At 67.1% G+C, this 12,433-nt stretch carries 13 protein-coding genes; 8 read left to right on the plus strand and 5 right to left on the minus strand.

Going from position 1 to position 12,433, the window contains the following annotated elements; translation table 11 throughout:
- Both N5E02_RS09405 and ppa read right to left on the minus strand, forming a co-directional pair.
- A partial coding sequence (locus N5E02_RS09405; protein ID WP_279946205.1) for an HDOD domain-containing protein occupies positions 1 to 738 on the minus strand: 738 nt, incomplete at its 3' end.
- Between the two features lie 152 nt (positions 739 to 890).
- The gene (gene ppa / locus N5E02_RS09410) at positions 891 to 1,427 is read right to left on the minus strand and encodes an inorganic diphosphatase (RefSeq protein WP_005410935.1); all 537 of its coding nucleotides are present in this window, start codon (positions 1,425 to 1,427) and stop codon (positions 891 to 893) included.
- 184 nt (positions 1,428 to 1,611) lie between these two features.
- Between ppa and N5E02_RS09415 the strand changes: the two genes are divergently transcribed.
- From N5E02_RS09415 to N5E02_RS09435, 5 genes are all read left to right on the plus strand, one after another.
- Positions 1,612 to 2,103: a hypothetical protein gene (locus N5E02_RS09415; RefSeq protein ID WP_279946206.1), complete on the plus strand. Its 492-nt coding sequence runs from the start codon at positions 1,612 to 1,614 to the stop codon at positions 2,101 to 2,103.
- A 35-nt stretch (positions 2,104 to 2,138) separates the two neighbouring features.
- Positions 2,139 to 2,594 carry a hypothetical protein gene (locus N5E02_RS09420; protein ID WP_081275746.1) on the plus strand — a complete coding sequence of 152 codons (456 nt, stop codon included), beginning with the start codon at positions 2,139 to 2,141 and terminating at the stop codon, positions 2,592 to 2,594.
- Between the two features lie 84 nt (positions 2,595 to 2,678).
- Entirely contained in the window at positions 2,679 to 3,179 is a 501-nt protein-coding gene (locus tag N5E02_RS09425; protein ID WP_279946208.1) for an RNA polymerase sigma factor, read from the plus strand.
- A 150-nt stretch (positions 3,180 to 3,329) separates the two neighbouring features.
- Positions 3,330 to 4,250 carry a FecR domain-containing protein gene (locus N5E02_RS09430; RefSeq protein ID WP_171955739.1) on the plus strand — a complete coding sequence of 307 codons (921 nt, stop codon included), beginning with the start codon at positions 3,330 to 3,332 and terminating at the stop codon, positions 4,248 to 4,250.
- A 254-nt stretch (positions 4,251 to 4,504) separates the two neighbouring features.
- Entirely contained in the window at positions 4,505 to 7,423 is a 2,919-nt protein-coding gene (locus N5E02_RS09435; RefSeq protein ID WP_279946209.1) for a TonB-dependent receptor, read from the plus strand.
- Between the two features lie 98 nt (positions 7,424 to 7,521).
- Here N5E02_RS09435 and N5E02_RS09440 read toward each other — a convergent pair whose 3' ends face one another.
- Positions 7,522 to 7,779 carry a DUF2789 domain-containing protein gene (locus N5E02_RS09440; RefSeq protein ID WP_164093374.1) on the minus strand — a complete coding sequence of 86 codons (258 nt, stop codon included), beginning with the start codon at positions 7,777 to 7,779 and terminating at the stop codon, positions 7,522 to 7,524.
- Positions 7,780 to 7,886: 107 nt separating this feature from the next.
- Here N5E02_RS09440 and N5E02_RS09445 point away from each other — a divergent pair, with 107 nt between their 5' ends.
- Together N5E02_RS09445 and N5E02_RS09450 are read left to right on the plus strand one after the other, a co-directional pair.
- Entirely contained in the window at positions 7,887 to 8,474 is a 588-nt protein-coding gene (locus N5E02_RS09445) for a biliverdin-producing heme oxygenase (RefSeq protein ID WP_065178357.1), read from the plus strand.
- Positions 8,475 to 8,505: 31 nt separating this feature from the next.
- Positions 8,506 to 8,949, plus strand: a complete 444-nt coding sequence (locus N5E02_RS09450) for a YbaN family protein (RefSeq protein WP_065185343.1) — start codon at positions 8,506 to 8,508, stop codon at positions 8,947 to 8,949.
- 119 nt (positions 8,950 to 9,068) lie between these two features.
- Here N5E02_RS09450 and N5E02_RS09455 read toward each other — a convergent pair whose 3' ends face one another.
- Positions 9,069 to 11,096, minus strand: coding sequence for a sodium-translocating pyrophosphatase (locus tag N5E02_RS09455; protein ID WP_065185342.1), 2,028 nt, complete (start codon positions 11,094 to 11,096; stop codon positions 9,069 to 9,071).
- A 308-nt stretch (positions 11,097 to 11,404) separates the two neighbouring features.
- Between N5E02_RS09455 and N5E02_RS09460 the strand changes: the two genes are divergently transcribed.
- Positions 11,405 to 11,908, plus strand: a complete 504-nt coding sequence (locus tag N5E02_RS09460) for a hypothetical protein (protein WP_061480501.1) — start codon at positions 11,405 to 11,407, stop codon at positions 11,906 to 11,908.
- A 52-nt stretch (positions 11,909 to 11,960) separates the two neighbouring features.
- On the opposite strand, the gene N5E02_RS09465 is transcribed toward N5E02_RS09460, so the two are convergent.
- On the minus strand, positions 11,961 to 12,350 hold the full coding sequence (locus N5E02_RS09465; protein WP_005419050.1) for a DUF488 family protein: 390 nt from the start codon (positions 12,348 to 12,350) through the stop codon (positions 11,961 to 11,963).
- Positions 12,351 to 12,433: the final 83 nt, after the last annotated feature.

A 12,433-nucleotide genomic window follows, 5' to 3' on the forward strand; every position in this document is an offset into this window, starting at 1 on the left:
CAGGCGCGCGGCCAGCCGGGAGGCGAGCAGGGCGCGCTGCTGCAGTGAGTTGCGCTCGGCAGCCGACAGCGTCGGCGCGGAGAACACTTCGCTGGCCAGCACCAGGTCACGCAGCGTGGCCAGGCCCAGCCGGGTGACCGCGGTGCGCAGGTCGGCAATGGTGCGGCCCTGGCTGAAGAAAGCCGAGTTCGACAGTTGCAGCACCTTGGCCGCGATGGCCGGATCGGCGGCGACCAGCTTGGCCACATCGGCACTGTCGGTATCGTCGTCATGTTCCAGGGCCTGGGTCAGGCTCAGGTACAGGTGCGGTGGCGATGGCAGTTTCTCGATACGGCCGATGGCATCGCGCAGGCGCGGGCTGTCCAGCACTTCGCGCAGTTCTTCCAGGCTGGTCAATGCCTCCAGCAGCACTTCCGGCGCCAGCGGCAGCGGCAGGAAGCGGTGGGCGACACCGATCAGGCGCGCCGGCGGCGGGCGGTTGCCATGGTGCGCATCGACCAGCGCGATGCGGATGGTTTCCGGGCGCAGTGTCCGGATCTGGCCCAGCAGCGTGGTGGCATTGAGATCGGGCAACTGCGGGCAGACGATCACCGCGTCCACGCCCTGCGTGGCCACCGCGGTCATCGCGGTCTGGCCATCGGCGGCGGTCAGCGGCTGCCAGTCTTCCCCAAGATCGGCAATGAATTCGGTCAGCTCAGCCGGCAGGCTGGCTGCATCCCCAACAAGCAGAATACGCACGACACGTTCCCCTGGCTGTCTCGACGATGGATGTCGATGACGTGTGAAGTGACGCAATTTACCTAATACGGCAGCAAGAGTGATGTGCCGTCGTCATGAAACGTGACCCGCATCGCTCCGGCAGGGTATCGCCGGAGCGATGCGGTTCAGGCTCAGGCCTTGCTGTCGAGATGGCGCTGGTGCGCCTCGATCAGGATCTGCTTGGCCTCAGCGGCGCCACCCCAACCGTCCAGCTTGACCCACTTGCCCTTCTCCAGGTCCTTGTAATGCTCGAAGAAGTGGCCAATGCGCTCCAGCCAGTGGCTCGAGACCTGGGCGATGTCTTCGACGTGGGCGTAGCCGCTGAAGATCTTCGAGACCGGCACGGCCAGGATCTTCTCGTCGCTGCCTGCCTCATCGCTCATCTTCAGCACGCCGACCGGACGGCAGCGCACGACCGAGCCCGGCACCAGCGGCAGCGGCAGCACCACCAGCACGTCGGCCGGATCGCCGTCGCCACACAGGGTGCTCGGCACGTAGCCGTAGTTGCACGGATAGCGCATCGGGGTGGACAGGATGCGGTCGACGAAGATCGCGCCGGTTTCCTTGTCCACTTCGTACTTCACCGGCTCCGAGTCCTTCGGGATCTCGATGATGACGTTGATTTCTTCCGGCGGGTTCTTGCCGGGCGAGACGAGTTCCAGGCCCATGGTGTGCTCCAGGTGGGGATATAGACGGATAGCTCACCATTTTATGCCTTTGCCGGGCGCTGTGCAGGGTAGGGCAGGGCCGACCTGGGTGCTCGGCCATCGCGGAGGAGCCAGAGCGGGGTTTCCCGATGGGTTCGACCCGGTCCCCGCGGCAGGCTGGACGTCCTTGCCAAGGAGACTTGCCATGAACTGGAACCGCTTGGGCTGTTGTGCCTTGCTGCTGCTGGCGCCGCTGCCCGCGCTCGCGCGCGGGTTGCATGTCAACCTGATTGACTATCCCTCCGACGAGGCCGGATGGGACCGTGCCTTTGCGCTGGAGGACGCGGTCGCCGGCGGATTCGCCGCATGGTGTGCCGACACCTTGTGTGAAGGTGATTACAGCAACTACCGGGTGATGGAGTTCCGCTGCGCCGTGCTCGCCCACCGCGGCACCGTGCAGCGCTGTGTCTGGGTGGTGGCCGCCAGCGAGCTGGAGGTTGAGCCCGACACGGGACACGTGCGGATCGACAACGGGAGCTGGGTCTGTCCGGTCGAAATGCAGCCCGGGGTGCCCGTCGACGCGTTCTACGCCTCCCTGGAAGCGCCGGGCGGCCTGACCGCGCCTTTGCCTGGGCTTGACCACGGCATCTTCGATGGGTTGCCTGAATGCCTGCGCACGCAGGGGAGGGTGGGCTGATGGGGAGCTTCCGTAGATGCTGGCTGTTGTGCGGCGTGCTGTCTGTCAGCCTGCCGTGCGCCGGTGTCGCGCAGGCTGCGCCTGCGTTCGTCGATGCGCGGGATTACGCCGGCCCGGGGGGCGGCCACGAGCGTTTCCTTGCTGCCGAGCGGCAACTGGTGCGTGGCTTCGATGAGGTATGTGGCGATACCTTCTGCGAGGGCGAGTACATCAATCTGTGGGCCATGCGCCTGCGCTGTTCCGTGGACCAGGCCACGGGGGTGGTTGTCCAGTGTGTATGGACCTTCGCCGGTAGCAACACCAGGGTAAAGTCCAGCGGCCTGATCACGGTCAACCGCGGACGCTATGCCTGCGTGCTGCCGCTGGCAACCGGAACACGCCTGGAAACCCTGTTGCAGGTGTGGGAAACGGGGGACGGGTTCGATGCGTTGCACGCGCCGCTGCCCGGCACGACTGCCAATACGTACGACGCACTGGTTGATTGCCTGTAGTCCCGGCAACGATACGAATGTGACTTATTCGCATTACCGGAGTAGCATGCGCGGTGCCTCCCGTCTGTCGTCCCGGCTCCGCGCATGTCCTCCAATGCTGCCTCCCTCACTGAGCTGCTGATCCGCGAGCGGCCCGCGCTGCTGCGCCGGGTGCAGCGCATCCTCGGGGGCGACAACGGCGCCGAGGACGTGATCCAGGCGGTCTGGTTCAAGGCCCGTGGGGTCGGTGACAGCCAGGCGATCGGCAACCCGCGGGCCTATCTGTATCGGCTGGCCGCCAACCTTGCCACTGACCACGGCCGCGAATCGAGCCGCCGCAACCGGCTGCTGGTCGACCACTACCTGTGGGGGGCCGACGAGGTGATCTCCACCGAGGAGCAGGCCATGGCACAGGATGAGCTGCAGCGGGTGCTCGATGCGGCGGGTCACCTGCCGGAGCCGACCCGCACCATCTTCCAGCTCAACCGCCTGCAGGGCCTCACCCAGGCCGAGATCGCACGCCGCTTGGGGGTGTCGGTGACCACCGTCGAGAATCATGTGCGCTCCGCGCTGCAGCGCCTGGCCTGGGCGCGCAGCGGTCGATGAGCGCGCCGGCTTGGGGCTGGCCTTCGCGCAGACGTCTTGATCACTGGACCGTGGATGCGGTCTAGTTCCCCGCCTGCGCTTGAATGCGCCTGTCCGCCAGCGGATGAGCCCGCCGAACATGCAGCCCGCCGAACATGCAGCCCGCCGAACATGCAGCCCGCCGCCAATGACGATGCCCTGGCCGAACAAGCCCGGGACTGGATCGCGTGGCTGGCCTCGGGTGACATCAGCGATGCACGCATGCAGGCGTTCGAGCACTGGCTGCAACAGCCGGGGCACCGCAGGGCCTTCGAACACGAGCGCGCGTTGTGGCGCAGTGTCGGGCCGCGCCCACAGGCCGCCGGGGCCAGCCGATGGCGTGGGCCGCATCGACTGCGCTGGGCGATGGCTGTGGCGGCAATGCTGGCGATGCTGGTGGCATGGCCGGAGGCGTGGCTGCGCCTGCAGTCCGATCATCGCAGCACGCATCAGGTGCAGCACGTGCGGCTCCCCGACGGCAGTCGGGCGGTGCTGGATGCGGACAGTGCGATTGCCGTGCGCTTCGATGCGAACGCCCGCGAGGTCGAGCTGCTGCGCGGGCGCGCCTGGTTCGAGGTCAGCCCGGATGCACAGCGGCGTTTCAGCGTGCGCGCCGGCAATGGCCTGGTCGAGGACATCTCGACCGCGTTCACCGTGGCGCGTGGAGACGAGGGGGTGGAAACCCAGGTTGGGCAGGGCAGGGTGCGCGTGGCCAGCCCGGCCGACGGTGGCTGGACCTACCTGCAGCAGGGGCAGCGTGCCGTCTACACTGAACGTGGCGGGGTCATGCGACGGGCTGACGTGACCGCCGACAGCGTCGGCGCCTGGCGCCAGGGCGAGCTGCTGCTGGAGCAGGTCCCCGTTGCCGATGCGTTGCAGTGGGTGGGGCGCTATCGCGCGGGGCCGACCTTCGTGCGCGGCGATCTGTCACGTCTGCCTGCAGTGAGTGCTGCGTTGCGCATCGACCGCCCGGAACAGGCGCTGGACGCGCTGGCGGTAACGGCAGGTCTTCAGGTTACTCGTCTTCCATTCGGCGTCGCCATCGTGCAGTAGATCCACGCCACGCGTGGATGAGCGTCCCTGTGCCGACCATCGGTCGGCACCCACCGCTACCACCGGCCGACCAACGGTCGGCACCCACCGCGCCCCGTCGGCATCCCCCGCGACCGCAAATCGCTCTTGGGGTTGTCGCGCGCCCAGCCGTCTTACCCGGCGAACGTACCCGCCGTCGCCACGTACGTCGCCGTGTCCGCCCGTGTTGCGGATGACGCCGCGTTCGCGGCACCGATTACCTGACAGGTTCTTCCATGTTCGACTCCCACCGCTCGGGCCGCGTACTGCGCCCGTCCCGTCTGTGCATTGCGTTGCTTGCCGCCGGGCTGGCCAGTACGACGCCACCCGCACTGGCGCAGAGCGCCCGCAGCGAGCACGCGGCCGTACTGCGCTTTGATATTCCTGCACAACCGCTGGATGAGGCCCTGCGCAGCTACATGCGCCAATCCGGCGTGCAGGTGGTGTACCCCGCATCGCTGGCACACGGCGTAACCTCCCACGCGGTCAGCGGCAGCCTGTCGGCCGACCAGGCGTTGCAGCGCCTGCTGCAGGGCAGTGGCGTGGCGGTGCGCCGGGTCAGCGCCGATGCGGCCACTCTGGGGGCAGCAACGCCGGTGCCGGCCGATAGCGGTGTGATCGTCACCAACACGCTGAGTGTGGCCGGCGACCGCGTCGACAGCGGTGCGAACAACGATGAAGCGCGCCTGCTCGACAGCTATCGCAGCGCGGGTTCGACCACCACGCTCGACCGCACGCATCTGGAGCGTTTCCGCGGCACCTCCAACGGTGACATCGTCAAGGGGGTGGCCGGTGTCACCGCCGGTGATCCGCGCGTGGGCAACGGCTTCGACGTCAACATCCGTGGCATCCAGGGCCAGGGCCGCGTACCGGTGATCATCGACGGTGGCCAGTCCAGCATGGACACCTACCGCGGCTATGCGGGCCAGTCACAGCGCACCTACCTCGACCCCGACCTGATCTCCAGCCTGACCATCACCAAGGGCCCGAGCCTGCAGGCCAACGCGTCCGGTGGCATCGGCGGCGTGGTCGAGATGGAGACGTTGAAGATCGGTGACGTGCTGCGCGAGGGCCGCGACTTCGGCGTGCGCGTGCGCGGTGGCCTGGCCAATGGCAGTGCCAACAACCTGCCGTCATACAGTGCGGCGCCGCGCAGCGATCGCAGCGCTACCGGCAGCCAGTTCTTCAACGTGGCCGGTGCCGGTCACTGGGACCGCTTCGACCTGGTTGCGGCCTACGCGTACCGGGACAACGGCAACTACTTCTCCGGCAAGCACGGCTACGATGATTTCCCGCAGACCCGTCGTACGCTGGCGCCGCTGAATCCGCCGCTTACCGAAGTGTTCAATACCTCCTCGCGCTCCAAGTCGGCGCTGCTCAAGGGCACCTGGCGCATCGATGACACGCAGAGCCTGGAAGCCGGCTACCGCCGCTATGAAGGCACGGCCGGCGAGATCATGGCCTCGCAGATCATCCGCGTCGACCGTGACCGCATCCCGCAGTGGGACCCGGGCCACGTCGACATGGACAGCTACACCCTGCGCTATCGCTTCGATCCGGACAGCGGGCTGATCGACCTGCGCGTCAATGCAGCGTACACCGACACCGACAGCGTGATGTACAACAGCCTGACCGGCATCACCCCGTGGTACTTCGACCGCCGCACAGAGTGGTATGACGCGCCCAGCTTCAGTGGCGATCCCGGTTACAAGGATGCCTACCGCAATCCGTTGCGGCAGAAGCGCTTCGGCCTGGATGCCAGCAATACCTCCAGGTTCGACACCCGCGCCGGTGCGTTCACGCTCGACTACGGCCTGTCCTACAGCGACGAAAACATCGCCCCGGGCAGCTCGGGCCCGATCATGCACGATGACCTGGTCAACAACCGCTTCCTGCGTAATGCCGAGCGCAAGGAATACAGCGCCGTGGCCGCGCTGAAGTGGCAGCCCGACGAACACTGGGAGCTGCTGGCCGGTGGCCGCTGGAACCGGGTGGACGTGCACGACCGCAACCGGCTGGCCACGCCCGATGCCTACGAGGTGCAGGGCCAGTACCGCTACACCGAGCTGCTCAACGGAAACCCGGCACTGCCCTCGTGGCGCGCCAAGCGCATCGCGTTGCTGAACTGGTATCCGGATGCCAACGGCAACTTCACCCAGGCCTCGCTGCTGGCCTCGCCGTACAAGAAGGGTACGGTGGGCGACATCGCCGGCTGGAACTTCTACGACGCCGGCAAGCCGCAGGATCTGGAAGTGCCGGTCAGCTGGAGCTGGTCGCAGCCGATCCGCCGTCGCGACACCGCGTTCTCGCCTACCGCCAGCGTGGCCTACCGTTTCAGCGAAGACACCCTGGTCTACGTGAAGTACGCCGAAGGCACCAAGCTGCCGAGCCTGTTCGAGACCACGCTGGGCCTGTTCACCGCTGCCAAGCCGGTCGGTGAGCTGAAGCCGGAGCGCGCGCGCAGCTGGGAAATCGGTGCCAGCACCCTCCGCTACGACCTGTTTACCGCTGGCGACCGCCTGGCGCTGAAGCTGGCGTACTTCGATACCCGCATCGACGACCTGATCACCCGTGACTACCGCACGCTTTCGGCCGGCCTGATCCGCAACGTCGATCAGTTCAAGGTCTCGGGCATGGAATTCCAGTCCAGCTATGACAGCGGCAAGGTCTTCGCCGACCTGTCCGCGCATTACTATTTCAAGGCCAAGACCTGCGCGCCGGACATCGCCGCCGAGCGTCGTGCCTATGGTGCGCAGCGCGGGAACGACGAGGTGGCCAATACACCCAACTGCGTGGACGGTGGCTTCGAGGGCTCGTACACCAACACCCAGAACCCGCCGCGCTACACAGTCAACCTGATCCTGGGCTCGCGCCTGTTCGACGAGCGCCTGACCTTCGGCACCCGCATGGTCCACAACGCTGGCCCGATCAGCAAGTTGGACAAGGACTGGAACGTGGGCCTGTCGGCGATCCAGCAGCTGTACCGGCCGAACACCTTGGTCGACCTGTTCGCCAGCTGGAGCTTCAACGACCAGCTGTCGGTGGAAGCCGGCGTCGACAACCTGACCGACCGTTACTACCTGGACCCGCTGGCCCTGGGCGTGATGCCGGCACCGGGCCGCACCGCGCGGTTGGCGTTGACCTGGACGTACTGACCTGCGGGGTCGGATCCCTTTCCTGCGGAAAGGGCTCTGACCCCAGCGGGAAAGACAACGGTAGCGCCGGGCCATGCCCGGTGCCTTCCGCCAGGCACTTACAGCCCACTCGAAGCCTTCACCGCATCTTCGTGCAGCGACTCGTTCAACTCGTCCACCACGGTGGTCCATGCCGCATCGGCCTGCAGCGACTCGGCCAGGAACTGGCGCTGGGCATCGTTCCAGTAGGGCGCCTCGACGACTTCGACGTCGGTGGCCAGCTGGTGCTCGCGGATGAAGCGGGCGATGCCTTCGGCGCTGGCGTCCAGGCCCAGCTGCAGGAACAGGTTGGTCATGCGCGGTTCGGTGGTGATCATCGTCGGTTCCGGATGGACAAGGGGATGGCCCATTATCGGTGTAGACGGCCTTGGGGAAAGCCCCGCGGCAGACGTCTACAGCAGGACGACCCTCCTGGCATTCCCCCATGAACGCACACATCGCTCCCGAAGACAGCCGCAGCCTGCGGCTCAAGGCCGCCACCCGCGACAGCCACGTTGCGCTGGACAAGCGCATCATGGCCGGTGACATCTTCGCCGACCGCAGCAACTTCGCCCGTTTCCTGCGCGTGCAGTATCGCTTCCACCGCAGCATCGATGCGCTGTATGCCAACCCTGCCCTGGGCGAATTGCTGCCCGATCTTGGAGAGCGCCGGCGCCTGACACAGGTCGCGCGCGACCTGCAGGACCTGGAGCAGGCCCTGCCTGGCGCGGACATCGACGCGCTGCCCTCGGACCTCGCGCTGCCGACTGCGTTGGGTTGGCTGTACGTGGCCGAAGGCTCCAATCTCGGTGGCACCCTTCTGTACAAGATGGCGGCCAGGCTCGGCCTGCACCGTGATTTCGGCGCCCGCCACTTGGCCGCCCATCCCGATGGCGCAGCGCGCCACTGGCGCGAGTTCACCGCTGTGCTGGACGCGGTGCCGCTGAGTGCCGAGCAGGACCAGCAGGTGATCGATGCAGCCGACGCTGCGTTCCGCAGCGTGTACCGCCACGTCGAAGTGGAATTCGCCTGATGGGCGGCGCGCGCCCGCAGGTGCAGCGCTGATGCGCTGGCTCTGGTTCGCGCTGGGCTGGCTGATGGTCGGCCTCGGGGTGATCGGCGCATTGCTGCCAGTCATGCCGACCACCATCTTCCTGATCCTCGCGGTGGGCTGCTTCGCGCGCAGCTCGCCGAAGTTCGAGCAGCGCCTGCTGGCGCATCCACGCTACGGCCCGTCGCTGCGGCTGTGGCGCGAGCAGGGTGCCGTGTCGGGCAAGGGCAAGGCGTTTGCCAGCGCAGGCATGGCGGCGGGCTTTGCCCTGTTCTGCTGGGGCGCGCATCCGTCGTGGCGCCTGTTGCTCGGCGTGGGCCTGTTCTTTGCCGCCAGCGCCGGTTACGTGCTCAGCCGGCCGGCACCGCGACCGGAGCCCCATCCGGTCGTGGAAGTGGACGACGCCAACGATCCTCGCGCGGCCCGCCGCCGCCCGAGGTGGCCGGCGACCCGGTGAACGTGATGGTGCCCGTGCGGTTCTTCCTGCGCGGGCGGTGACCGCCATCGGGGTCGGATCCCTTTCCTGCGGAAAGGGTTCTGACCCCGTCGAGCCTGCCATCCACGCGTCGCGTGGATCTACAGCAGCGGCACCAGCAGCAGCGCCACGATGTTGATGATCTTGATCAGCGGATTGATTGCCGGGCCGGCGGTGTCCTTGTACGGGTCACCGACGGTATCGCCGGTCACCGCAGCCTTGTGCGCTTCGCTGCCCTTGCCACCGAAGTGGCCATCCTCGATGTATTTCTTGGCGTTGTCCCAGGCGCCGCCGCCGGTGGTCATCGAGATGGCCACGAACAGGCCGGTGACGATCGTGCCGATCAGCAGGCCGCCCAGTGCGCGCGGCCCCAGCAGCAGGCCGACCACCACCGGCACGGCGACCGGCAACAGCGAGGGCACGATCATTTCGCGGATCGCCGAGCGGGTCAGCATGTCCACCGCCTTGTCGTACTGCGGCTTGCCGGTGCCCTGCATGATGCCGGGGATCTCGCGGAACTGGCGGCGCACTTCTTCCACCACTGCGCCCGCCGCGCGGCCGACCGCTTCCATCGCCATCGCACCGAACAGGTAGGGAATCAGGCCGCCGATCAACAGGCCGATGATCACCGTGTGGTCGCTGAGATCGAAGCGGAACTCCTGGCCGGGATTGGCTGCCTGCAGGTTGTGGGTGTAGTCGGCGAACAGCACCAGTGCCGCCAGCGCCGCCGAGCCGATCGCATAGCCCTTGGTCACGGCCTTGGTGGTGTTGCCCACCGCATCCAGCGGGTCGGTGATGTCGCGGATCTCCGAAGGCAGCTCGGCCATTTCGGCGATGCCACCGGCGTTGTCGGTGATCGGGCCGTAGGCATCGAGGGCGACGATCATCCCTGCCATCGACAGCATCGCGGTTGCGGCAATGGCGATGCCGTACAGGCCGCCCAGCGCGAACGCACCCCAGATCGCCGCACACACCGCCACCACCGGCAGCGCGGTGGATTTCATCGAGATGCCGAGTCCGGCGATGATGTTGGTGCCGTGGCCGGTGGTCGAGGCCTGCGCCACGTGCTGCACCGGCTTGTACTGGGTGCCGGTGTAGTACTCGGTGATCCACACGATCAGGCCGGTCAGGACCAGGCCGATCAGCGCGCAGCCATACAGCGCCATCGGTCCATGCACGTTGTCGGACATCAGTCCGGTGGTGATCGGGTAGAAGGCGATGGCGGCCAGCACGCCGGAAACGATCACGCCCTTGTACAACGCGCCCATGATCGAGCCGCCTGGCTTCACCTTGACGAACAGCGCGCCGATGATCGAAGCGATGATCGACACGCCGCCCAGTACCAGCGGATACAGCACCGCGTTGGCACCGGCTTCGGCCAGCATCAGGCTGCCCAGCAGCATGGTGGCGATGACGGTCACCGCGTAGGTCTCGAACAGGTCGGCCGCCATGCCGGCGCAGTCGCCGACGTTGTCACCGACGTTGTCGGCGATCACCGCCGGGTTGCGCGGATCGTCCTCGGGAATGCCGGCTTCGACCTTGCCGACCAGGTCGGCACCGACGTCGGCGCCCTTGGTGAAGATGCCGCCGCCCAGGCGCGCGAAGATCGAGATCAGCGAGGAGCCGAAGGCCAGGCCGACCAGCGCGTGCAGCGCCTGTTCCATCGGCAGGCCCATGCGCAGCAGCAGTGCGTAGTAGCCGGCCACGCCCAGCAGGCCCAGCCCGACCACCAGCATGCCGGTGATCGCGCCGCCGCGGAAGGCGACGTCCATCGCCGCGCTGATGCCGTTGCGCGCCGCCTCTGCGGTACGCACGTTGGCGCGTACCGACACGTTCATGCCGATGTAGCCGGCGGCGCCGGACAGCACCGCGCCGACTGCAAAACCAATCGCGGTGTACCAGCTGAGGAAGATGCCGACCAGCACGAACAGCACCACGCCGGCGATGCCGATGGTCAGGTACTGGCGGTTGAGATAGGCACGCGCACCTTCCTGGATCGCGGTGGCGATCGCGATCATGCGTGCATTGCCGGTGGGTTGGCGCAGGATCCAGCGCGCCGAGACGATTCCGAACAGGATCGCGAGAATGGCGCAGCCCAGCGCCAGTGACAGCCCGTGACGTTCCAGCATTAGACCCCTCCGCAGAATGGATGTAGGCATCCAGTGGCGATGAACGGCACCACGAGGGGGACGACGGGCTGCAGCCTGGAACCAACCCGTACCGACCTTGGCGGTCGTCCGACGTATGGCGGTGTTCAGCATTCCCTGGTGCCCGCAGTATGCGTGCCGCCACTTGTAGAGTCGAGCCATGCTCGACCGGCTCCTCGGAGCCGCGGCGCATGCCGTCGGGCCCTGGGCATGATTCGCGAGCCAACGGCCTTTGCACCCCGTTAAGGCAGCCTCTGCAAGCCTGCGCACAGCCCCGTAGGAGATTCCCCATGCGCCTGTCCCTGTTGATGCTTGCCGCCCTGGTCCCGGCCGCACCGGCCTTCGCTGCGGAAACGCCGGAACTGCAGCGTGCGGTCGGTGCGCCGCAGGCGGTGGGCGCGGTGCATACGCTGCGGCAGATCCCCGAGGCCTGCGCGCGGCTGGAAGGTGCGTTCACCGGTGATGCCGCCGCGCCATATCGCTTCTCCGCCGTCCGGACCAGCGAGCAATGCCAGCCACGCGCGCGCTTCGTCGATTACACCAAGGCGCAGCCGAGTGCCGACAAGGGCTGGAAGCTCAATGATGTGATCCGCGTGCCCAACGCCGCGTGCCCGGCGCAGCAGGCGGTGGTGCGGGTGTGGCGCCTGCCGTCGAGCCACAAGGTAGAGCTGGACGGGCAGGGCCAATCGCGCATTTACCTGGAGGAGGCGAAGAAGCAGGCCGCCGCCGGCCAGATTCCGCAGGTGACGATGTTCGCCGCGCAGCTGCAGATGGAAGGCAAGGCCTGCAATTGAAGTCGCGTGGGTGGTGCACCCGTGCCGTCATCCACGGCCGACATCCGGCTGATCAATCCGCCAGCATTGCCCCGCGCGCCACCAGCAGCTCGCGCAATGCCCTGCGGTGGCAGTGCGCTTCATCCTCGCAGTAGCAGCCCACGCTGATGTCGCTGTGTTGCGACATCGCGGCCAGAAGGTCCAGCGCGTGGGCGGCATCGGGCGCCTTCATCTCGGCCTTGTAATGGCGGAAGAAGGCGGTCCAATCGGCCGCCGTCGTTGCCTCATGTGCCCGCTTCACCAGCTCCGCGCTGGGTGACAGCGTAGGAAACCAGACGTCGTACCAGTCCTGTCGGGCGAACTCGCTGCGCGGCACGCCGCGCGGTGGGCGCCGAACGGTGCCGATGCGCAGTCCCTCGCCGGGTTGGCGCGGCGTACCGAGTCGGACAACACGCAGTGCCATGATGATCTCCATGAAAAGGGGACGGAGGGAATTAAGTCGTATCCGACCCACTGCTGATGCTGTTGGAGATGACAGAGGGGCGT

The sequence above is a fragment of the Stenotrophomonas sp. GD03777 genome (genome assembly GCF_029842485.1).
Classification (GTDB): domain Bacteria; phylum Pseudomonadota; class Gammaproteobacteria; order Xanthomonadales; family Xanthomonadaceae; genus Stenotrophomonas; species Stenotrophomonas sepilia.